Consider the following 23,282-nt stretch of genomic DNA (forward strand, 5'->3'; position numbering starts at 1 on the left):
CGCAGGTCTGTCCGCGCCGGGCGCCCGGCTTTGCACAGCTTCTAAACAAAGAAGCGCCGGGGCGCCCTCCCGGCAGCCCTGTAAAAAATATCCGCCAGACAGCTACATCAGAAAGCGCGCCCAGCCAAGCAGCGGTCCCAGCACCATAATGCGCAGCCTGCGCTGCGTGCTTATCTCCTGCATCACCTGCCCCTGGGCAAGCTCATATTCCGTTTCACTGAGCACCTGGAGGGCATCCTTTTCGTAATTTCCCATTTCCTCCCGCAGCGCCCGGTTGAGCGGCTCGCTGTCGATCACCAGCATCAGCTCCGTATCCAGATAGGCGCTGCGCATATCCCAGTTAAAGGAACCGATTGCGGAAATATTATCATCGATGACAAAGCATTTTCCGTGATAGGAAATCCCGCCGTCGTACTCCATGATCCGCACGCCGGTATCCAGGATTTTCCCTTTGTATTTCTGATAATCCATTGCCCCGAAGGGATTGCCGTTGTTGGCGACCGAGTTGGTCATCATCCACACCTCCGCCTCCCCCGCGCAGACCTGGCGCAGCCGCTCCAGCATCCAGTCATTGCAGACAATATAGGGCGTGTGGAACACAACCTCCTCTTCTGCCTGCTTCATCAGCTCCGTAATGGTGTAATATACCACCGGCTCCTTGGAAAAAATATGAATGGGATTTGATACCAGCCGGATACTTGTGGCTGGCAGCGTTTCCGCCTCATAATCCGGCGTCTCAAACCAGTCGCCGTGCTCCTGCTTCATCGTCTCATAGAGCTCCTCCAGCTCCGCGCGCGCCTCCAGAACCGCAGAGCTGCCGCTCCATATCCGGCTCTCCCCAGTCAGGCGGCAGTCTTTGCTGTTCCACACCTGCGTAAAATAATCCTTCACCTGGAAAAGCGACGCCTTATACCCTTTTTCTGTGTCAGTATCCCCGGCTTCTTTGGCGCCTGCCATCTGAGGCTCCTGGTCCGCTTCCCGGTAAACCAGCACATCCCAGTCATAATTCTTATAGCCCGGCTGATCTCCCAGAAAATAATCGTAGGTGTTGCGCCCGCCAAGAATATAGGCAAAATCATCCGCAATCAGATATTTATCGTGCAGTCTGCCCATCGCCGTCCACGGTCTTAACAAATCCGGCGTATTATAAGCTTTGATTTCCACCTGCTCCATCTGTGCAAGCGCAAGAAAATAGGGATTTCCCCAGACCTGCATCAGATAATACATGCCGTCCGTCAGTATGGAAATCTTCACGCCCCGCTCCGCCGCCGCCATAAGAGCCGCCAGCACCTGCTTTCCGCTGGTATCAGCGTCAAATTCCAGCGTGGACAGGATAATCTCCTCCTGCGCCTGCTCAATCAGACGGATGCGCTCCTTCAGCGCCTCCCCGTTCTGCGCAATCACTTTTGCACGCTCCCCGCTGTAGCCGTCGCCGTAAAAATCCTCCGCCGCAAACGCCTTTTCTGTGCTCTCCATGACAGACGGCTGATGCGCAAACGGCAGGATTGCGCCGCCCGCAATATAACATACGAGAACAACTGTAAGTACACGCCTGTGCCGCATTTTCACACAGCGCATGGCGCGCAGCAGCGCCTCCACCACCAGCGCCGCCATCCCGGCGCACGCCAGAATATCCGCGATAAAAAAAGAATCCGCCGGCAAAAACATGCACAGCAGCATGGCAATGCCAAGCACCGCCATGCATTTTTTTTCGTCCGGATGCGACACTCTTTCGGCAGATCTTTTCCTCAAAAAGAGTTCCTCCAGAAGCATAACGGCTATTGCGGCGGCATATACCGCCAGCAGGACGCACATTACCGGATAGCGCCCCGTCAGGATCACCGCCAGGATTCCGGCGGTCAGATGAAGCAGCGGAACGTATTTTCCGCGAATCCATCGTATCATTTCACCACATCCATTATAAACTCTGCAATGTCATCTATTACCTGTGTATCTACATGGCTTTTCACCGCATATTCCGTGATATCCCGCTTTCCCTGCGTAGGCATCATCAGATGATTTAAGCCTTCATAGAGATGAAAAACAACATTATCCCTGCCGCCGAGCGCCTCCTGCCAGAGCGCGTAATCCTTCTCCGGATATACCTGGAAATCGGCATCGCCCTGCAAAACAAGTACCGGCATTTTCACCTCGTTGATAAAGTTCATTCCGCAGTATTCCTTAATCGACTTCCAGTACCGTGCCGGAATGCCGAGCAGCATGCCGTCGTCCGGCTGATTATCCAGATCTTCCCGCAAAATCTTCGTGTCAGCCTCCACCTGCTCCGCCGCCTCTGCAAGCTGCGCCTGCTGCTCCTCCGTCAGATTGCCTGCTTCCGCCGCTGCGATCACCTCCTGGTTCTGATCATAGGAGATTTCCCAGAGCGGGCGCAGACTGCCCGCCATCGAAATAATACCGGTAAGCTGCGGATGCTCTGCCGCAATCGCCGGACACAGACATCCGCCAAGCGAATGACCAAGCACAAAAATATGGCTGCCGTCCACCCGCGCGTCCTCCTGCATCAGCTTAATCGCCGCATCCACATCATCTAAGGATTCCTCACGCAGCGTGACCATCTCTGCCGAGCCCACATCCGGGCAGTCCGGATATACATAGTAGCGCTTGTCATAGCGCAGCACCGCAATGCCGCGCGCCGCAAGTCCGTGCGCGATATCCGCAAACGGCTTGTTTCCGTTAATATTTTCATCCCGGTCAGAGGACCCGGATCCATGCACCAGAATCACAACCGGCGGCTTTTCCACATCCACCGGCAGCGTCAGCGTGCCGCCCAGCGGAACACGCTCATCCGCTGTCACCGTCACCTCTTCCTCCGTGTACGCCGCAGCGCCGTCCTCAGACTGCGTCTCCTCCTCATATTCCTCCACATCGGCGTAGGTAATCTGCATTCCGGCAATCTTTCCCTCTCCGTCATAAACAATGTGAAGCTTCATTCCGTTATTTTCATAGTGTTCCAGAATATCCACAACAACATACGCGCCCTGCTCATAGCTCTCCGCGGAAATCGTCTCCAGAAAATCTCCCAGAATGGCAACTGCGGAATCCCATCCGCTCTTTAGCGTATCTTCATCGAGCGCCGCCGCCATTTCTGCATTAAACTTTTCCGTCACCGCAGCAAAATTCCCTGTCTGCATATCCTCCGCCACCTGCAGAGCATCCTCCTTCAGGCTCTCCGCATCCGGCTGCGGCAGAAGCGCCGCCCTTCCCGCTGCCGCCGGCAGCAGCATCAGCGCCAGGCAAAGCAGCAATCCCGTAAACATCCATTTTCCTCTCATGATTAATTCTCCCTTCGCTTTTTACCATACGATACACCTTCCACAAGGTGGAATGTCAACTGCTTTTTCTGATTAAGATATGCCTGCGCAGGCAGTATCCGGCTTTATACTTCCGGAGCTGCCCCCTCTACTGATATTTCTGCACCACAATCTGAATACTGCGCAGCCCGTTGTATTCATGAATGGACGGGTAGTAGATTACGGAGAGCTGCACCGCATTTCTCCTGCCCTGGAAAAGCTTTTCCGTCTCTGTGCGTCCATATTTTTCTTCAACATATTCCCGAAAGAGCGTCGCATCACCAAAGTAAACGGCGTCCATCACCGTCCCGGCGGCGTTCGCCACCCGCAGACGGACGACCCTGCCGCTCTGCCCGACTGCCCTTGCGCTTAAAATATCCAGATTTTTTTCCGCAAACACCGGCTTGCTGTTACCCTTTCCAAAAGGCTCCAGACAGGAGAGCTCTTCAATCAGCCGCTCCGTGATATAGCCCAGCGGCATCGGTACATCTATCACGATCTTTTCCGTCAGATCCTCCTGGGTGAGCGTTGTCTGCGCATTCAGCCGCCTGCGCAGCTCCCCGACATTTTCCTTTTCCAGGGAGCAGCCCGCCGCCATCGGATGCCCGCCAAATTTCAAAAAGAGGTCGGCGCATTTCTGCAGCTCCTGGAACATCGAATAGCTCTCGATCGAACGCCCTGAGCCCTTCACAGCGCTCTCCCCCTGCGTCAGCACGATTGCCGGACGGTAATAGCGCTCCCGCAGCCGTCCGGCGATAATTCCGGCAAGACTTTCGTGACAGTCCGGCAGATAAACCACCAGCACCTTATCGTCACGCATGGGACCGTTTTCAATCAGCTCCACCGCCTGCTCATAGCCCTCCAGCGTCATCGCCTTGCGCCGCTCATTCAGCTCCAGCAGCTCCTCCGCCAGAAGCGTTGCCTCCGCCTCCGACTGCGCCAGCAGCAGCTCCAGCGACTTCTTTGCCGTGTCCAGCCGCCCGCCCGCGTTCAGACAGGGACCGAGCACAAAACCGATGTGATAAGACGTAATCTCCTTATCCTGCAGATTATTCACGCGGATAAGCGCCTGCAGTCCCGGATTTTCCGTATGATTGAGCTGCAGCAGCCCTTCCTTTACGAGAATGCGGTTTTCCCCGGTAAGGTCCATCACATCGCCGACCGTCGCAAATCCCGCAAGCTCTATCAGCTTCTCACTTTCATCCTGCGGGATGCCCATCGCCTCACAGAGCACCGTTACCAGCTTATACGCCACCGCCGCGCCGCAGAGATTCTTGTAGGGGTACGGACAGCTTTTCTGGTGCGGATTCACCAGCGCGTCCGCCTCCGGAAGCACTTCTCCCGGCTCATGATGGTCCGTCACGATCACCGTCATGCCAAGGCTTCGCGCGTAGGCGACCTCCTCCACCGCCGCAATGCCATTGTCGCACGTCAAAATCGTATCCACGCCCTCATCCCCCGCCAGGTCAATCAGATTCCGGTTCAGCCCGTACCCGTCCAGAATACGGTCCGGCAGGTCATAATCCACATTCGCCCCGCAAAGCTGCAGCGCCCGGTACAAAATACAGGTCGCGCACACACCGTCAATATCATAATCTCCTATGATGCGGATTTTTTTCTGCGCGTCAATCTTATCCGCCAGCAGCGCCGCCGCTTTGTCGCAGTCCTTCATCTGGTGGGCGCTGTGCAGATTTAAGAGACTTCCGTTTAAATATTCCTCGATAGCCGCATCCCCGACGACGTCCCGGTTGCGTATCAGCCGCGCCGTCACCTGGTCAATGCCGAATTTCTCCGCAATGGCGCCAAAATCCGCCCGTTTGGCGGCAACCACCCATTTTTGCATATGTATTTCCCCGCTTCCTTCCAGAACTAAAAAACGTCCGCCGGACGTTTTTGTCGTATACATGGCAACACCTACAGGGCCTGCCACCGGCAGCTCCCTTCGGATGCATGGCAATTCAAAAAGGGACCGCTCTTCACGGTCCCCACACTTTACTGTTTGCTCTTAATCTTCGTTTTCATAACGTACCACAACGGTCCTGTAATGCAGACGGAGGAATATCCGCCGCAGATAATGCCGACCATCAGCGGAAGCGCAAACTCACGGATGGAGCTGACGCCAAGCACATACAGCATCGCAACCATGATAAACGTTGTGATGGAGGTATAAATACTTCTGGTGAGCGTCTGTGTGATACTTAAATTAACAACATCCGCAATCGAATCCTTTTTCTTCATGCCCTTCAGGTTCTCACGGATACGGTCGAAGATGACAATCGTCGCGTTGATGGAATAACCCACAATCGTAAGCATACATGCGATGAAGGTATTGCCGACGCTGATCCATACAATGGCGTAGCAGGCAAGTACCACCAGCACATCGTGGAGCAGCGCGATTACAGCGCTGGTCGCAAAGCGGATGTCCTTAAACCGGAACCAGATGTACAGCAGCATCAGAATGGTGGCGATAAGAACCGCCACAACAGCGTCGCTTCTCATTTCGCTGCTGATGGTAGAGGAAATACTCTCCGTGGAAATCAGCGTATCATCCACGCCGAAATCCGAAACAAGCTTTTCTTCCATTTCCTGTCTCTCATCGACGGAAAGCTCTCTCGTCTTAATAATAACCTGGTTGCCGCCGGTTACCTTCTGCATCTGGATATTGGCGTCGCCGGTCACACTCTCGATTACCGGCTGCACCTGCTCCTCCAGCTCCTCAATGGTGTAATCCTCGTTGAAGGTGACGGTGGTCGCCGTACCGCCCATAAACTCCAGGCTGTAATTCAGGATCCTGCCGTCGGTTCCATTGTGGATAAGCATCGCCACCGGACCGGAAAGCACCAGCACAATCGAAATAACAAAGAAGATTTTTCTCTTGCCGACGAAATCGATCGGCTTTACCTGCTTTGCTCTTCCGTAATATTTTTCATCCTGCACGCCCAGTGTATAAACCGCATTCATAATCAGACGGGAAACCACGCAGGCGGTAAACATGGACAGTACGATACCAAGAGCCAGCGTCTGCGCAAAGCCCTGGATAGAACCGGTTCCCTTCCACGCCAGCACCGCCGCCGCAATCAGCGTCGTGATGTTGCCGTCCAGAATCGCGGAGAGCGCTTTCTGGAAGCCGGTCTTAATTGCTGTTTTTACGGATGCGCCCGCCGCAATCTCCTCGCGGATACGCGCATAAATAATAACGTTTGCATCCACCGCCATACCGATGGAAAGAATGATACCGGCGATGCCGGAAATCGTAAGCGTAAGGTCAAACGCATTCAGGCAGAGCAGATCCAGACCCGTGTAGATCAGCAGGGATACGCCTGCCACAATACCCGGCACCCGGTAAACCACCGCCATAAAGAGAATTACCAGGATAAGACCGATAATACCCGCCATAAGGCTGGTGGAAATCGCTTTCTGTCCAAGTGATGCGCCTACCACGTTTGAGCGCAGCTCCTCCAGCTCGATGGACAGAGAACCGATACGGATGGAGGATGCCAGTCTTTCCGCTTCCTCGTGGTCCGCCATACCGGTAATCTGCGCTGTTCCGCCGGTGATTGCCGTCTGTACGACCGGGCTGCTGATCACCTGGTCATCGTATACAATATAGATAATGTTTCCGATATTTTCACTGGTCGCCTCGGCAAACTTTGTGCTGCCCTCATCGGTAAGCACCAGCTCTACCACGTTCTGGCTGTTGCCCATTTCGTCCGGCGTGGTACCGGCGGTCGCCGTCTTTACATCCGTACCCTCCAGCACGACTGTACCATCGGAAAGCTCAAAGGTAAGAGAACCCGGTTTTCCAAGCTCCTCCAGAATAGCGTTCGCATCGGAAACACCCGGAATCTCGATATTGATACGGTCCGAGCCCTCCTGGTAGACCTGCGCCTCCGTGCTGTAGGAAGCGACACGCTGCTGCAGCTTGTAGATAGTATCGCTCATATCCTCCGCGGACGGCGCTTCCTCTCCGACCGCGCGGTATGTGATGCTGACACCGCCAGACAGATCAAGACCGAGCAGGATATTCCTTGCCGCGCCCGTTCCCGTCGGACCAAAGCCCACAATCGTTGTAAAGCCCAGCAGCAGAACCAGCACGACCGCCCCAATCACCACTGCCAGTGATTTCTTCTTGTTCATTTTCCTCTTCCTCCTGAATTAAACATATTCGGAAAAATCCCCTGCCGATGCCTTTCCCGCAGGTGCCAGGCACAGAATTTTCCATTTCCGGCATTTATTCTTCCGCAAGCGCCGCCTTTATCATGATGGCGCATTCCACGCGCTTGCGCTGAAGCTCGCAGCCAATATCATAGGCATCGTTGATATTTCCGTGGAAATTATAGGAATTTGCCGCACAGCCGCCGCTGCAGTAAAACCTTGCAAAGCAGTCCCGGCATTTTTCCTTCGCATAGACATTGCAGCCCTTAAACTCGTCCACAATGTCGGTGCGCACGATGCCCTCATCCACATTTCCCATCAGAAACTTTTCTTCCCCGACAAACTGGTGGCAGGGATAAAAGTCGCCCCACGGCGTCACCGCAAGGTACTCCGTCCCGGAGCCGCAGCCGGACAGGCGCTTGTACACGCACGGTCCGCCGGTAAGGTCTATCATAAAGTGGAAAAAGTTGAAGCCTCTGCCCTCTTTTTCCCGCTTTATCATTTCTTTTGCCAGCTTATCGTACTGCTCGCAGATAACGGGAACATCCTCTTCCCGCAGTGCATAATCCTCATCGGGCGGCGCCACCACCGGCTCCACAGAAATCTGTTTAAAGCCAAGGTCCGCCAGATGGAGCACATCCTCTGCAAAATCAAGATTGTTTCTCGTGAAGGTGCCGCGCACATAATATTTTTCCTGCCCGCGGCTCTCCGCAAATTTCTGAAACTTCGGAAGCACCAGGTCGTAGCTGCCCTTTCCGCCGCGGAACGGGCGCATCGTGTCGTGCACCTCTTTTCTTCCGTCGATGCTGAGCACCACGTTCGCCATTTCGCGGTTGCAGAACTCCATCACCTCGTCATTTAAGAGGACGCCGTTGGTTGTCAGCGTAAAGCGGAATTTCTTATCATGCAGCGCTTCCTGCTCTCTTCCGTATTTTACCAGGTCCTTCACGACCTGCCAGTTCATCAGCGGCTCGCCGCCGAAGAAATCAACCTCCAGGTTTCTACGGCTGCCGGAATTCGCAATCAGAAAATCCAGCGCCTTTTTCCCGACCTCATAGCTCATGAGCGCACGTCTTCCGTGATATTCGCCCTCCTCCGCAAAGCAGTAGCGGCACGCCAGATTACAGTCGTGCGCGATATGCAGGCAGAGCGCTTTCACCACCGTTTTGCGCTTTTTGAAGTCGATAATCGCATCCTTATAGATATCCTCCGTGAAAAGCTGCCCCGCCGCTTTCAGTTCTTCACACTCGGCGAGCGCCTCACAGACATCCGTCTCCCCGTATGCCGGCGTCAGCGCGCTCTTGATTTCTTCCGGGGTCTTCCCCTGATTCAGAAGCCCGATGACATCGTATACTGTCTCGTCTACCACATGGACGGCACCGCTGTTGGTGTCCAGTACCATGTTAAAGCCATTATTTTTATATTGGTGAACCATTTTTACACTTCCACTCCGGTAACTAAAAAACATCCACTGGATGTTTTTGTCGTATGCATAGCAACTTATAATAAGCAGCGAAGATTCTCCGCTGCTTATCCTTCTGTCTTATTTGTTGTTTTCGCAGCTCTGGTTTCCTACTGTGCAGGAAGTCTTGCAGGCTGACTGGCAGGATGTCTGACATTCGCCGCATCCTCCCTTTTTTAAAGTATTCTGCAGGCTCTGCGTATTCAGTGTTTTAATATGCTTCATAATAATATATCCTCCTTGTCTGAAAGCTCATGCGCTTAGTATACTACACTTCCCCCGGAATCTCAATATTTTTTTTCATGAATCGAAAAAATAACACACATGGTTCACATTTTTATGATATACTTTGTACATTCTTGATTACACACGAAAGGATTACCACTCTATGAACAGAAAAAAAATAATGCTTTTTACCGCTGTATGCAGCGCCGCGCTTCTTTCCGGCTGCGGAGGCAGCAAGGGTCTTGTGCAGGATTATTCCAAAGATTATGTAAATCTTGCCCAGTACACCGGTCTTACCGTGGACCGCGAGGTCACGGAGATTACAGACGAGGAACTGCAGTACGCTATCGAAAGCGACCTTGCCATGTACGCCGAGTATAACGAAATTTCCGACCGCGCCGCCAGGGACGGCGATGTTGTCGTGATTGATTTTGCCGGCTCAATCGACGGCGAAGAGCTGGAGGACGGCTCTATGGAGGATATGGAAATCGAGCTGGGCAGCGACAGCTTCATCGACGGCTTTGAGGATGCCATCGTCGGCATGAAGACCGGTGAGACAAAGACCTTCGATCTCACCTTCCCGGAGCCGTATGACGGCGTTCTGGACGGGCAGACCGCCACCTTTGAGGTCACCCTGAACGAAATTTACGAGGTCATCACACCGGAATACAATGATGAATACGTCGCCAGTATCTCTGACTGCTCCACCGTTGAGGAATACGAGGAGGAGCTGAGAGCCACCCTGGAGGAGGAATATGCCGCAGACGCGCTGGATATGGCGTGCGAGGATATTCTCACCACCGTCATCGACAGCTCCACCTTCAGCGGACGCCCGGAGGAGCTTTATGAGAGCTGCAGATCCGCCGTGGAAATTGAAGAGCAGACGGCACTGGAGGACTACGGCATCGATGATATCCACGAAATCTACGGCGAGGACTACGACCAGGATTCTTATATTCTGGAAACCATGTATGAGCGCATGGTCGTTTACACTATCGCGGCAAAGGAGGACATCGCGGTTACGGACGAGGAATACCAGGCGGCGCTGGAGGAGGATATGATGTACACCGAATACGCCTCCGTGGAGGAATACGAGGAATCCATAGCGGACGTCACTTCCTATCAGTATTACCTCCTGCGCCAGAAAGTGCTCGACTTCCTTGGAGAAAACAACCATTTCAACGATGTCGATGCCAGTCTGTACTACGAAGACGAGGACTGGGAATCCCTGGATGAGGAGGATCTGGAATTCGCAGACGAGGATGTGCAGTACATGGAGGGCGCAGACGACGAAGCTGTGGAAGATGCGGACAGCGCTGACGCCGGAGACGCGGATGACACGAACAGCGCTGACACCGGAAACGCAGATGACACAGACAGCGCTGACGCCGAAGATACGGACATGATTTCTCTGGACGGGGCGGATTACCAGGAAACGGAAAGCGATACGGAAGCGTCATGACAAAAGCATTAAAACGCCCTTCCATCAGCGGAAGTACCTTAAAAATATTTGCCATCATCACCATGATGATCGACCATACCGGAGCGGCTGTGATCGGACCGCTTCGGTATTCGTCGCCCGAAGGTATGCGGCAGTTTTTCACCGCCCTCTATCCTGTCACGCGCGCCATCGGACGTCTGGCGTTCCCCATCTTCTGCTTTCTGCTTGTGGAGGGCTTTATCCACACCAGAAGCACGGTGAAGTACGCCCTGCGGCTTTTCATTTTCGCGCTGATTTCCGAGCTTCCGTTCGACTTCGCGCTGGCTGACAGGCTGTTTAGCTGGCATCATCAGAATGTCTATTTTACGCTGCTTATCGGTCTGCTCGTTATGATGGGTGTCACTTATTTTGAGCAACGGCCGGCAAAGAACGCCCCGCAGCGCTGGTTTTTCCTCCTCATGGAGGCTCTGATTCTGGCGGGCGGTCTTTATCTCGCCCAGCGTATGTATACGGATTATGGATTTAAAGGGGTATTTTTAATCGAAGTGCTCTATTTTCTGCGCTTTGACCGGCGTCTGCAGTCCGTCTTCGGCGCCATCGCTATCTCCTGGGAAAACTGGGCGCCCCTGTCCTTTATACTGGTGTGGTTCTACAACGGCACCCGCGGAAAGCAGATGAAATATTTCTTTTACTGGTTTTATCCGGTGCACCTCATCGTGCTCGGATTCTTCAAGCTGGCGATTACAGGACAGTTCCGGCTGTGAGCCGCCCATCCCGGCGTCCCGCGACCGGCGACAGACAGCCATCCCGGTAAAAATCCGCCGCGGCGGCAGACTGCCCATCCCGGCAAAAATCCACGGCGGCAGCAGACAGCTATCTCAGCGAAAATCCACCGCGGCAGCATCCGCCCATCCCGGCGTCCCGCGCCGCATTCTCTGGCGGCATCTGCTGCCGCCGGCTTCTCAGCGGGCGGCGCGCTCCTTCATGATTTCATGAAACTGTCCGCCGCACCGCTCCACCTCTCCGAGCACAATATCTATCCTGTCCGCATCCAGATACCAGTTATCTTTCGTTATCCCGCGTGTCTGCACCGGGCATACCAGAATTTCCGTTTCCGGAAACAGAATCTTATAATATAAAAGGCTTCTGCGCGCATGAAACGCCTGGCAGACAAGCAGCGCCCGCCGGATGGTTCTGCCCTCCAGCAGCTTTGCCGTATATATCGCATTTTCATAGGTGTAGGTTGCCTGCTTTTCCTGCAGGACTGCGCTGCGCGGAACGCCTCTCTCCACAAGCACCGCCGTCAGGAAATCGCTCTCGGTCTCGTAGCTTTTTCCCACATATTCCTGCGGAGACAGCGGTCCTGCAAAAGAATCCCCAAGGATGCTGTATTTTCCGGACGCCACAATCTGCCCCGCCAGCTTCTGATGATACAGCTCTGCGGCGCGCAGGGCAAGCTCCCCATAGCCGCTTCCGGGAATAAAAATGATGTCCGCCTCCTGCGGCGCATCCTCCACAAAAATAAAATCCGTCAGATAATCGTAATATTTCTTCATATACATTTCTCCCCGCCCAAAATGTGCGCCGCCGGATGCATACGCGACGGATGCCTGATAACTAAAAACATCCACTGAACGTTTTTGTCGTATGTATGGCAACGCAAAATCCGGGCGCCGGAAAAATCACCCGGCACCCGGATTCAGTGTATCACAGATTGCGCGCCCCCGCAAGGGATGAGCGCGCCGTGCAGGCTGCAAACCGCCCGCCTGGTTACTGTTCACATCGTTCACAGTAACATTAAACTGCCCGCCTGTTACTTTTAGCCTCAAACACTTGCTGCAACGCGAAGCGAATTTTAAACGGATTTGCGAAGGCTATCACAGATGTAACCGCTTAATGAGGCGGTACACTATCTCGTGCTCTCTCACGAGCGGCTTTTTATGCGCGAAAAATACAATGCCGTCTACAGGCGCGATGACCTGCGACATCACATAGCCCTCATAAGGGTGCAGGATCTCCGCCATCACCTCTCCGCACACCACTTCATCGCCCGGCTTTGCATGGCGGCGGTAAATCCCGCCCGCGTCCGCATGGACGGTGCGCAGCTCCTCCTCTTTTATAATAGAAGCAATATAGCCGCTGTGGCTGTGATAGCGGATTACCCCCATGCGCGTGAGGAAGCGCAGGACGGCGGCAACCGCCTGCTGCGCAGAAGCTTCATCAATGCAGTCCGTCTCCTTTGTATAGACGGAAAACGCGCTGCTCTCCCATATCTGCCAGTTGTAATTCAGGGTAGCCGTATCAATCGGACGGGGCTTTCGCAGAACCGCATACGGCAGCCCGAACAGGTTGCTGAGGCTCTCGTTTGTATGTCCGGTATCCATAATGCGCACATGCGGAACAAAATCGCCCGGCGTATAAAAACTGGTAAACTGAATGCCGTAGCCGTAATCCTTCACTCTGGAGAACACGCCGCCGGCAATGCGCTGCGTCGTCTCTCCCTCGCTGTAGCCTGGAAACATCCGGTTGATATCCGTATTATCCAGCGGCCAGAACCGCCGTTCAATATTCATGGAATAAAGATTGACCGCCGGTATCACAAGAATCTCGTTGTTTGCCGCAATCGCGCCCTTTTTCTCCAGCTCCTCCAGCGCCTTCACAAGCTGCGAGCACACATAGAGCTGCTGGATTTCGTTACCGCGCAGGGAGCCGACGATGCACGCCGCCTTTTTCCCCTTCCCGAAAAAATAGCCCTGCACGCGCATCGGCTCGCGGTAAACGCCGTCCAGCGTATAGATATCTTCTGTTCTCACGAGATTACACCTCCTAAAATTCTTGCGAGCAGAGAGCCGCTGTAGACAATCGGGTATTCCCTTCTGGTAAATACCATCCCTGCCATCGGGGCGCACACCCGCTCGGCAGTCTTTCCTGTCAGCGGATGCAGAATATCTCCCATGTGCTGTCCCTCGCGCACATAATCCCCGTGCTCCACGGACGGCACAAAAATACCGGAGGCATTGGCGTTGATAAACCCGACATGATGGTCGGTAGAAATCACCGGTTCAATCACCGGTCCTGTCTCCCCCTCCCACATGCCAAGCTCCTTCATCAGATTCAGAAGCCCTTCTGTGAGCTGGTCGCAATACTGGCGCGTAATGCGCATCCCGACGCCCATCTCCACGACCAGCGTCGGCACGCCCGCCTGGTTGAGGCTGTAGGCCAGCGTCGATTCCAGCACCGTTGCGGAGGCGTGGACCCACACAAAATCCACATTGAGGTGCTTTGCCAGCGGCACCAGCTCTTTCGCCGTCTGCTCATTAATGCGCACCTGCGGAATCTCCATCAGAAAAATATTGCTGGAATGGATGTCCACGCAGATATCCGCGCCTTTGATATCCTCTATAATATCCGCCGCACAGTTCTCGGCAATGCCGCCCTCGCGGCTGCCTGGGAAGATGCGGTTCATGTCCAGGTCAAAAATCGGGATGCTGCGCGTGATGGACTCGATCCCCAGCGGATTCAGCGCCGGATAAATATCCACGATCCCCTTTAAAAATTCCGGATGCTCCGCGATCCTGCGCTGCAGGGCGCAGCACACAAACTGTCCCTCCAGCTCGTCCCCGTGCGTGCCCGTCACGATCGCGATCCGTTTTTCCGTTCCCGAAAGCTTTTCCGGCTGTATCCGGTTTTTCTGTATCAGCAGATGCTCGCCCACCGGCAGATCTGCCTTGGAAACTTCCAGTATCATGTTATTTCCTCCACATTCACATATATTTCCTGCTTCTGCCCCGTCCGTCCGTAAAAGACGCCGCGGTCCAGAATGCAGTCAGTATAATCCCTTCCATGTGACAGCTTAATATAAACATTATCAATAAAACGGTTGTGCGTCGGGTCAAAGCCCTTCCACATGCCGTCATCGTAAATCTCCGCCCAGGCGTGCGTTGCGCCCTCCCCGATCTGCAGCCCCGCCACATACCTTGCCGGAATATGGCTGCACTTGCAGAGCGCAATAAAAATATGCGCGTAATCCTGGCACACACCGCGCCCTTCTCTCAGAGCCTCCCCGGCGGTCGTATCAATGTTCGTCACACCGCTCTCATACGTAAAATGGTCATACAGATATTGCATTAAGATACATGCTTTCTCAAAATTTGTGCAGTCCGGCAGCCGGATACGTTTCAGAAACGCCAGCACCTCCGGCTCATACGCCGTCAGCCGCGTGGGATAGGAATAACAGGAGCGGCACTCCTCGCGCGTCCTCTGGCTGACATCCACCCGCGCAGTCCCGGACACCTCATACATAAAATAGTCATGCTCCCGGCTGCAGCGCCCGATGTACAGATGATTGCCGAAGGTATCCGTCTCCTCGCAGAGCCAGTCCGCCGGTTCCACCTTTTTTGTCCGGACCGTAATCTCCTGCACGCTGTCCGTATGCGGGACGTACCGCAGCGCAAAGTCGTGCTCCCGCACCGGCGCCTCAAAATCCAGCCGCATCCGGTAATAAAAGTCCAGCGTTTTCATAGCTTATACCCCGATAGCACTGCCCAGCAGCTCCAGCGCCTCTGTATAGCGCCGCTGTCGCTCCCCTTTCTGCGCGATATCCATAAAAGCATCCAGATGTTCCTTACTGCACGGCAGACTGACACGTTCCATCCGGTTGTTCAGCTTGCTGTACTCTTTTTCCATCATCGCCACCGGACTGTCAAAGCGGAAATACAGATCCAGACGCTCCAGATATTTTCCGCATTTTATCACGTTGCGGGATTCCTCATTCTCCACATAATCGTCCGCGGCTCCCCAGAAAGCAAGCAGGTAATCCGTCACCTTCTGCAGCTCCATCACCGGCGCCGCGCCTCCCTGTGCCGCCTTCAGAGTATCGAGCGACATCTGGATGTACGCCAGCACCTCGCTGCTCACCTCCTCACGCAGGACCACCGCGTTGTCAAAGGCGCGCTGCAGGTTTGCATACATAGAATCCGGATTCTGCTCCGAAAACAGATACGACTGCGTAAACTGCTTCCGGTCCGTATAGATATCCGGAATCGCCAGCCTCCGGCAGTATTCCTGGTAAACATGCTCATCCTTATCAATCATAATATCGTAATACCGGTCAAACAGCAGCAGGGTCGTGTAGACCCGCTCCGTATATCTGCCCAGCCAGAACAGATGGTTCATTTTTTCTAATGAGACAGTACCCATGTATCCTTAAAGCCTCCTCCCTGCGATGAATTTACTACAAACGAATCCGGGTTCCGGGAAAATCTCGTAAGACCGCTCGCCCAGACCCTCGTTTTCTCTCCCGAAAGCACAAATGCGCGCAAATCCGCCTTCCGCTCTACGCGCTCTCCGCCGTCCATGATTTCCAGGTCCAGGAAATCAATGACCTCCTGCGCGATAAAACGCCGCGACTGTGTGATGATCAGATGGCGCATCTTCTCCAGCGCTTCTTTATCCAGATCTCTTCCGAAGACCACGCCGTAGCCGCCCGCCTCCGAGACATCCTTTATTACCAGCTTTTCCAGATTCTCCAGAACGTAGCGCCTGTCCTCCTCATAATACGGCAGATAGGTCGGCGCATTCTTCAGAACCGGCGTCTCCTTCAGGTAATATTCAATCATCTTCGGCACAAAATAATAGATGCCCTTATCGTCCGCCACCCCGTTGCCCGGCGCATTGACGATAGCCACGTTGCCCGCCCGGTACGCCGACATCAGATTCGGGATGCCAATCAGCGATTCCGGCAGGAAGGTGCAGGGATCCAGATATTCGTCGGAGATTCTCCGGTAAAGCACGCCCACCTTCTGTTTGCGGGTTCCGTAATCTTTATAATAGAGACAGTTGTCCTCCACAAACAAATCTCCTCCGGTCGCAAGCACGCTGCCCGTGCGCTCCGCAAGATAGGAATGCTCAAAGTACGCCGCGTTGTAGCGCCCCGGCGTCATGATGACGCGGATACCGCCGCAGCTCACATGTTCCATCGTCTCCTTCAGAAGCTGCGCATAATCCCGGTTGTCGACCACACCGTTATGGCGGAAGGTTTCCGGCGCCGCCCGCCTGCACAGCTCCCGCGCAATCAGCGGATAGGAAGCTCCGGACGGAATCCGCAGGTTATCCTCCAGAATGTACCAGCTCTTATCTCTCGCCTGCACCAGGTCGATTCCGGAAATATGGCTGTAAATTCCCCGCGGAGGCAGCAGATTTTCACACTCCGGCAGATAGCCCTTCGAGGAAAATACAAACTCCTCCGGCACCACGCCGTCTTTTACAATCTGCTTTTTTCCGTAAATGTCTTTTAAAAACAGGTTCAGGGCATCAACTCTCTGAATCAGTCCCTTTTCCATCACCTCAAATTCCGCCCTGGTAATCACCCGCGGAATCGCGTCAAACGGAAAAAGCTGCTCGTGGAACGTGTTGTTCTTATAAATGCCAAACTTCACGCCATAACGCGCCAGGAGCTGGTTTATCATATCCGCCCGGTCAATCAAATCTCTCATACGCTTCTCTCCCTCTGTATTCCGGATAAAAAAAAGAAGCCTCTGCAATCATGCAAAAGCTCCTTTGCTTCCTCTTCTATATACTATACAGGAATCCGTCTTATTCGTCAATTTAAAAGATTTCATTAAGATGATGCAAGTTTTACATAAAGCTTTCCTAAAAGCCTTACCGCCTGGCAGATTTCCTCCTCGTGCATGTTGGCGTAACCGAGAATCAGCATCGTCTCTTTCGGCTTATAGTCGCCGATACAGCAGGCACGGACCCCGCAGACACGCACTCCCTGCTGCTTCGCCGCCTCCACCGCCCGCTCTTCGCTGATGCACTCCGGCAGCGTGACAAGCAGATGTGTCCCGGCATACTCGCCGGAGACCCGGAAAATCTCCGGAAATTCCTTCAGCGCCTCCAGAAGCGCGTCGTGACGTCCCTTATAGATGGAGCGCATTCTGTTTAAATGACGCTCGTAGGCTCCGCTGCGGATAAATTCCGCCAGGATTTTCTGGTCCATGCGCGATACCGTGGAGGAAAAACGGCTTCCCCGCGTGCGATAACGCTCCAGCAGCCCCTGCGGGAGCACCAGAAAACTGATACGGATCGCCGGCGCAATCGATTTGGAAAAGGTGCCGATATAAATCACCTTTCCGTTTTCGTCAAGCCCCTGCAGCGCCGGAATCGGTTTCCCCTTGTAGCGGAATTCACTGTCATAGTCGTCCTCAATCACATAGCGCCCGTCCCGCTCCGCCGCCCAGTTCAGAAGCTGCTGCCGTCGCCCGATGGGCATGACGATTCCAAGCGGATACTGGTGCGAGGGCATAACGTAAGCGACCTGCGCCCCGCTGGCAGCGAGCGCCTCCACGCGCATCCCGGATTCGTCCGTCTCCACCGCCACAGCCTCCTGTCCGAGCGTCCGGAATATATCGTACGCCTTTTTGTAGGTCGGATTTTCCAGCGCATAAGTATGTTTTCCAAGAATCGCATTCAGCAGCATCAGAAGATAATCGTTTCCCGCGCCGATGATAATCTGCTGCGGCTGGCAGCGCACACCGCGAGCCTGTCGCACATAGGCGGCAATCGTCCGGCGCAGTTCTTCCTCCCCCGCCGGCGCTCCGAGCTGGAAAAAGCTCTGGTTCTCCTGCATCAGCAGCTCTCTGGAAATTTTGCGCCAGGTGTTGTGCGGAAAGCTGCCCAGATCCACGCCGGACGGCGAAAAATCGTACCGCCAGCTCTCCTGCATTTCCCGCTCCGGCTGGCCTGAGAAGCTCTCCTCACCCGGAAGCCGGTATAGTCCCTCCAGATCATTGACAAAATAACCGCTGCCGGGCTGGTTGTCTATGTAGCCCTCCGATAAAAGCTGTTCGTAGGCGAGCGTCACTGTGCTGCGGCTCACCTCCAGATACTGCGCCAGCCTTCTGGTGGAGGGCAGCCGCTCCCGGCAGGGCAGATTTCCGTTCTGGATCTCCTGCTTGATGTATTCGTAAATCTGCTCATAAAGCGGTCTGGACGCCTTCGCGTCCAGACTGATGGTTAATTCATTCATGCTTTTGTTTCATCCTTCGGCAGACGGAAGGAGCTCTTTAAGGAGACAATGCGGTTAAACACCAGCGCCTCCGGCTTCGAATCGCGCGCATCCGCGCAGAAGAAGCCCTGACGGACAAACTGGAAGCTGTCGTAAGCCTGCGCCTTTGCCAGCTCCGGCTCGATATAGCACTCTTTGAGCACCTTCAGCGAATCCGGGTTCAGATTGAGGCTGCCGTCCTCGTTGTAAACACCCTTTTCCTCGTCGATGATATTTTCATACAGACGCACCTCCGCCTTTACGGCTGTCTGTGCGGCAACCCAGTGAATCGTGCCCTTCACCTTGCGTCCGTCCGGGCTGTTGCCGCCCTTTGACGCCGGGTCGTAGGTGCAGTGGATCTCCGTGATCCTGCCCGTCTCATCCTTCACAAAGCTTTCGCATTTCACAAAGTACGCATTCATCAGGCGCACCTCGTTCCCCGGAAACAGACGGAAATATTTGCGCGGCGGAACCTCCATGAAGTCCTCTCTCTCGATATAAAGCTCCCTGCCAAACGGCACTTTGCGGGAACCGAGCTCCGGATTTTCCAGATTGTTGACAACCTCCAGATATTCCACCTCACCCTCCGGGTAGTTGTCGATAATCAGCTTCACCGGATCGAGCACCGCCATCATGCGCGCCCGCTTCAGCTTCAGGTCCTCGCGGATGCAGTATTCCAGCATCGCGTAGTCCACCGAACTCTGGCTCTTGGAAATGCCGCAGAGGTCCACAAACATCCGGATGGATTCCGGCGTGAAGCCGCGACGCCGCAGGGCGGCAATCGATACCAGACGCGGATCGTCCCAGCCATCCACGATGCCATCTTCCACCAGCTTTTTGATATAGCGCTTTCCGGTGACGACGTTGGTAAGATAAAGCTTTGCAAATTCAATCTGCTTCGGCGGCTTCTCATAGCCTACCTCACGCACCACCCAGTCGTACAGCGGACGGTGGTCCTCAAATTCCAGCGTACAGATGGAGTGCGTCACGCCCTCGATGGCGTCCTCGATTGGATGCGCGAAATCGTACATCGGGTAAATGCACCATTTATCGCCGGTGTTGTGGTGGCTCATATGCGCCACGCGGTAAATGACCGGGTCACGCATATTGATGTTGGGCGACGCCATGTCAATTTTCGCGCGCAGCACCTTTTCCCCGTCCTCATATTTTCCCGCGCGCATTTCTTCAAAGAGACGCAGATTTTCCTCTATGCTGCGGTCGCGGTAAGGGCTGTTTTTGCCCGGTTCCGTGAGCGTGCCGCGGTACTGGCGGATTTCCTCCGCAGACAGGTCGCACACAAATGCCTTTCCTTTTTTAATCAGCGTCACCGCCGCTTCATACATCTGTTCAAAATAATCGGACGCAAAGAACAGACGGTCCTCCCAGTCTGCTCCCAGCCACGCCACGTCGGCTTTAATGGATTCCACAAATTCCATCTTTTCCTTCGTCGGATTCGTGTCGTCAAAGCGCAGGTTGAATTTTCCTCCGTACTGCTGTGCAATTCCGTAATTTAATAAAATGGATTTTGCGTGTCCGATGTGCAGGTAGCCGTTCGGCTCCGGCGGAAACCGCGTGCAGACCGTATCACATTTTCCCTCCGCAATGTCCTTATCAATTATCTGCTCGATAAAATTTCTGGAAACTGTCTCTTTTTCCATAACGCTCCTCCATCATTCTTCTTTCTCCGGGCTGATTTCCTCCGGACTGATTTCTGCGCCCAGTTTTTCCATCGCATTCCATCTGTCCGTGCAGGCGGAAATTTTTTGCCCTGTTGCTCCATAGTAGCATAAAATTTCCGCAAATTCAATAGGAACAGTTCAGCCTTTCCCCGTCAGAGCGTTCACAGTGTTACTGCTCACTCCATTCGCAGTAACCTCATAGCTGATCCGTATTTTACCACTCTGCTGCGGATCTGTCCTGATACAAAACTGCCATACATTCATAAGGCTCCAGCGTCACAGAATCCTGCACCCTGGCCCGGTCATAATTGGAAATCAGTATTTTCCCATTTCTTCCCCGCAAATTTTCCGGCACTTCATAAGATATCTTCTGCTCCGTAAAGCTGCAGATCACCAGGAGCTTCTGCTCTTCCAGGCTGCGGATATAAGAATATATTTCTTCGCTTTCCGGCAGCAGTAATTCATAATCTCCATACACAATGATATCGTACTGTTTGCGCAGCGCAATCAGCTTCTGATAATAGTGAAATACCGAATCCGCTCTCTCCAGCTGTTCCTTCGCGTTAATTTCCTTATAATTCGGATTTACCGCTATCCACGGGGTTCCTTTTGTAAATCCGGCATGTTCGCTGTCATCCCACTGCATCGGAGTGCGCGCATTGTCCCTTCCTTTATAGCTTATATAATCAAACATTTCTTCCGGTGAGACAATTCCCTTTTCTGTGAGCTCATGGTAGACATTAATGCTTTCAATGTCCCGGAATTCATCCAGCGATGTAAATGGATAATTTGTCATTCCCAGCTCTTCTCCCTGGAAAATGTAGGGAGTTCCCTGCATCATATGCAGGCAAGTGCCCAGCATCTTTGCGGATACCTCGCGATACTTAAGACTATCATTTCCCATACGGGAAACAATTCTCGGCTGGTCATGGTTGCACCAGTAGAGACTGTTCCACGCCTTTCCCTGGAGCTGTGTCTGCCATTTGCTCATAACCGCTTTAAGCTCCGACAGCTTTATCTTTTTGTGATTCCATTTAAAGCTTTCTCCGCCGTCAAGATCCATATGCTCAAACTGGAACACCATATTGAGCTCTTTTCCCGAAGAGGAAGCGTACTTTTTCGCCTCTTCTACCGTAACCCCGGAGCACTCTCCAACTGTGATAAGGTCATACCTGGATAAGACCTTCCTGTTCATCTCCTGCAAATACTCGTGTACTCTCGGTCCGTTTGCACAATATGGTCCGAAATCTCCATATCCGCTTTTCCCCACCGTTCCATCCGGAAGCCCCGGCACCTTCGATATCAGGCTGATCACGTCCATCCGGAAGCCGTCGATGCCCTTATCGCACCACCAGGTCATCATATCGAACACACTTTTTCTTACAGCCTCATTCTCCCAGTTAAGATCCGGCTGCTTTTGTGAAAACAGATGCAGATAATACTGGTCTGTCGCCCCGTCATATTTCCACGCCGAACCGCCAAAGCAGGACCCCCAGTTATTCGGTTCTTTTCCGTCCTTTCCGTCTCTCCATATATAAAAATCACGGTACGGATTATCTTTTGATTTCCGGCTTTCCACGAACCATGCATGTTCATCGGAGGTATGATTGACCACAAGGTCCATCATTATCTTAATTCCAAGCTCGTGTGCCAGTTCGAGCATACGGTCGTAGTCTTCCATCGTTCCGAATTCCTTCATAATCGCCTGGTAATCGCTGATATCATAGCCCATATCGTCATTGGGCGACTGGTACACCGGACTTAACCAGATTACGTCGATTCCCAGTTCCTTTAAATACCACAATTTTGACCGTATTCCGTTCAGATCGCCGATTCCATCCCCATTACTGTCGCAAAAGCTCCGCGGGTAAATCTGATATACAACACTGCTTTTCCACCACTTTTTTTCCATATTTTCTGCCCCCTTCTTGTTTTTCATTGTGTTTTTTAGTATAGTATAGAAAAAGCTTTCATGCTTGCATAATCTTACCAGATAATAACACTATTTTACGATTTGGAGTGAAACTGCATGATTCCGATTTACCATGAAAACAATACGCACGGCACAGCCGTTTTTCCCCTGCAGGTATATTCCCACCATGATAAGGATGGTTTCTTTTCCGTGTCACAGCATTGGCACGAGGAATTAGAGTGGATCTGTGCAGAGCACGGCGTGCTGAATCTGACCGTACGCGGCAGGTCTTTTACCCTGCACCCAGGCGAATTTTGCTTTATTAATTCCGGAGAACTGCATGAAATTAAATCCGGAGGACCCTCTCTGCATCACGCAATCGTTTTTAATCCGGACATTCTGGATTTTACATTATACGATATATGCCAGCATAGTTTTATCCGCCCGGTCACCAGCGGTAATTTGATATTCCCCACGCTTCCCTCTGTATTTTCGCCGGAAGAATCCCAGATGATTCTGTTTCACATGCAGGAAATTATACGGCTCTATCACACGCTCCCCTCCTGCGCTTCTTTAAGCATCAAAATTCATATATTACAGATACTGGAATTATTTTTTCAAGCAGACTGCTTTTTAGAAAATACCATATCTTCAAAAGAAAAGGATTCCCAGAATAAACTGAAGAAAGTGATAGAATATATACACGAAAACTATGCCGGACCGATATCTTTACCGGATCTGGCCAAAATATGTTTTATGAGTCCCAATTATTTCTGCCATTATTTTAAACAGGAAATCGGGAAACCACCTATTGCTTTTATCAATGAATACCGGATTCAAAAAGCCTGCCAGATACTCACGGATTCAGAATTGCCGGTCTCCCAGGTTGCGATTTCCGTCGGATTTGATAATTTCAGTTACTTTATTCGTAAATTCCGGGAATACAAAAACGTAACCCCGACGGAATACCGTTCGCACCTGTAAATTCCACATCTTTGTTTACAATTTTCGGTATATCCTGTATGATTAAGAAAAAAGGTTCCCGCTTTG

At 53.0% G+C, this 23,282-nt stretch carries 18 protein-coding genes; 3 read left to right on the forward strand and 15 right to left on the reverse strand.

Going from position 1 to position 23,282, the window contains the following annotated elements; all coding sequences use genetic code 11:
* Positions 1-102: 102 nt before the first annotated feature.
* The 6 genes from NQ534_RS00220 to scfA form a co-directional block, all read right to left on the reverse strand.
* Entirely contained in the window at positions 103-1,905 is a 1,803-nt protein-coding gene (locus NQ534_RS00220) for a phospholipase D family protein (RefSeq protein ID WP_006860351.1), read from the reverse strand.
* Entirely contained in the window at positions 1,902-3,293 is a 1,392-nt protein-coding gene (locus NQ534_RS00225) for an alpha/beta hydrolase (protein WP_006860350.1), read from the reverse strand. Before NQ534_RS00225 ends, NQ534_RS00220 begins: the two co-directional genes overlap by 4 nt.
* Before the next feature lie 127 nt (positions 3,294-3,420).
* Positions 3,421-5,154 (reverse strand): single-stranded-DNA-specific exonuclease RecJ, encoded by a 1,734-nt coding sequence (gene recJ / locus NQ534_RS00230; protein ID WP_040781749.1) that lies wholly within the window; start codon positions 5,152-5,154, stop codon positions 3,421-3,423.
* 149 nt (positions 5,155-5,303) lie between these two features.
* Complete coding sequence (locus NQ534_RS00235) at positions 5,304-7,448, reverse strand: protein translocase subunit SecDF (RefSeq protein WP_006860348.1); 2,145 nt, start codon at positions 7,446-7,448, stop codon at positions 5,304-5,306.
* 94 nt (positions 7,449-7,542) lie between these two features.
* Positions 7,543-8,901, reverse strand: coding sequence for a thioether cross-link-forming SCIFF peptide maturase (gene scfB, locus NQ534_RS00240; protein WP_040781568.1), 1,359 nt, complete (start codon positions 8,899-8,901; stop codon positions 7,543-7,545).
* Between the two features lie 108 nt (positions 8,902-9,009).
* Positions 9,010-9,153, reverse strand: coding sequence for a six-cysteine ranthipeptide SCIFF (gene scfA / locus NQ534_RS00245; protein ID WP_040781565.1), 144 nt, complete (start codon positions 9,151-9,153; stop codon positions 9,010-9,012).
* A 163-nt stretch (positions 9,154-9,316) separates the two neighbouring features.
* On the opposite strand from scfA, the gene tig reads away from it, so the two are divergent.
* Positions 9,317-10,615, forward strand: coding sequence for a trigger factor (gene tig / locus NQ534_RS00250; RefSeq protein ID WP_006860345.1), 1,299 nt, complete (start codon positions 9,317-9,319; stop codon positions 10,613-10,615).
* On the forward strand, positions 10,612-11,358 hold the full coding sequence (locus NQ534_RS00255; protein WP_006860344.1) for a TraX family protein: 747 nt from the start codon (positions 10,612-10,614) through the stop codon (positions 11,356-11,358). The genes tig and NQ534_RS00255 overlap by 4 nt, the downstream gene beginning before the upstream one ends.
* Before the next feature lie 198 nt (positions 11,359-11,556).
* On the opposite strand, the gene NQ534_RS00260 is transcribed toward NQ534_RS00255, so the two are convergent.
* The 9 genes from NQ534_RS00260 to NQ534_RS00300 form a co-directional block, all read right to left on the reverse strand.
* Positions 11,557-12,150, reverse strand: coding sequence for a YdcF family protein (locus NQ534_RS00260; RefSeq protein ID WP_050778262.1), 594 nt, complete (start codon positions 12,148-12,150; stop codon positions 11,557-11,559).
* A gap of 321 nt (positions 12,151-12,471) precedes the next feature.
* Complete coding sequence (locus NQ534_RS00265; RefSeq protein WP_006860341.1) at positions 12,472-13,407, reverse strand: M14 family metallopeptidase; 936 nt, start codon at positions 13,405-13,407, stop codon at positions 12,472-12,474.
* The gene (locus tag NQ534_RS00270) at positions 13,404-14,342 is read right to left on the reverse strand and encodes a M14 family metallopeptidase (protein WP_006860340.1); all 939 of its coding nucleotides are present in this window, start codon (positions 14,340-14,342) and stop codon (positions 13,404-13,406) included. The genes NQ534_RS00265 and NQ534_RS00270 overlap by 4 nt, the downstream gene beginning before the upstream one ends.
* Complete coding sequence (locus NQ534_RS00275; RefSeq protein WP_006860339.1) at positions 14,339-15,115, reverse strand: transglutaminase-like domain-containing protein; 777 nt, start codon at positions 15,113-15,115, stop codon at positions 14,339-14,341. The genes NQ534_RS00270 and NQ534_RS00275 overlap by 4 nt, the downstream gene beginning before the upstream one ends.
* A gap of 3 nt (positions 15,116-15,118) precedes the next feature.
* Positions 15,119-15,793, reverse strand: a complete 675-nt coding sequence (locus tag NQ534_RS00280) for an alpha-E domain-containing protein (RefSeq protein WP_006860338.1) — start codon at positions 15,791-15,793, stop codon at positions 15,119-15,121.
* Entirely contained in the window at positions 15,775-17,088 is a 1,314-nt protein-coding gene (locus NQ534_RS00285; RefSeq protein WP_040781739.1) for a circularly permuted type 2 ATP-grasp protein, read from the reverse strand. The genes NQ534_RS00280 and NQ534_RS00285 overlap by 19 nt, the downstream gene beginning before the upstream one ends.
* A gap of 125 nt (positions 17,089-17,213) precedes the next feature.
* The gene (gene pdxR / locus NQ534_RS00290; RefSeq protein WP_006860336.1) at positions 17,214-18,623 is read right to left on the reverse strand and encodes a MocR-like pyridoxine biosynthesis transcription factor PdxR; all 1,410 of its coding nucleotides are present in this window, start codon (positions 18,621-18,623) and stop codon (positions 17,214-17,216) included.
* Positions 18,620-20,299 (reverse strand): glutamine--tRNA ligase/YqeY domain fusion protein, encoded by a 1,680-nt coding sequence (locus tag NQ534_RS00295; RefSeq protein ID WP_006860335.1) that lies wholly within the window; start codon positions 20,297-20,299, stop codon positions 18,620-18,622. Before NQ534_RS00295 ends, pdxR begins: the two co-directional genes overlap by 4 nt.
* Positions 20,300-20,534: 235 nt before the next feature.
* Positions 20,535-22,232 carry a glycoside hydrolase family 13 protein gene (locus tag NQ534_RS00300; protein WP_040781736.1) on the reverse strand — a complete coding sequence of 566 codons (1,698 nt, stop codon included), beginning with the start codon at positions 22,230-22,232 and terminating at the stop codon, positions 20,535-20,537.
* A gap of 117 nt (positions 22,233-22,349) precedes the next feature.
* On the opposite strand from NQ534_RS00300, the gene NQ534_RS00305 reads away from it, so the two are divergent.
* Positions 22,350-23,216 (forward strand): AraC family transcriptional regulator, encoded by an 867-nt coding sequence (locus NQ534_RS00305; RefSeq protein ID WP_006860333.1) that lies wholly within the window; start codon positions 22,350-22,352, stop codon positions 23,214-23,216.
* The last annotated feature ends 66 nt before the right edge of the window (positions 23,217-23,282 follow it).

This window comes from Marvinbryantia formatexigens DSM 14469 (assembly GCF_025148285.1).
In the GTDB taxonomy this organism is placed as follows: Bacteria; Bacillota; Clostridia; order Lachnospirales; family Lachnospiraceae; genus Marvinbryantia; species Marvinbryantia formatexigens.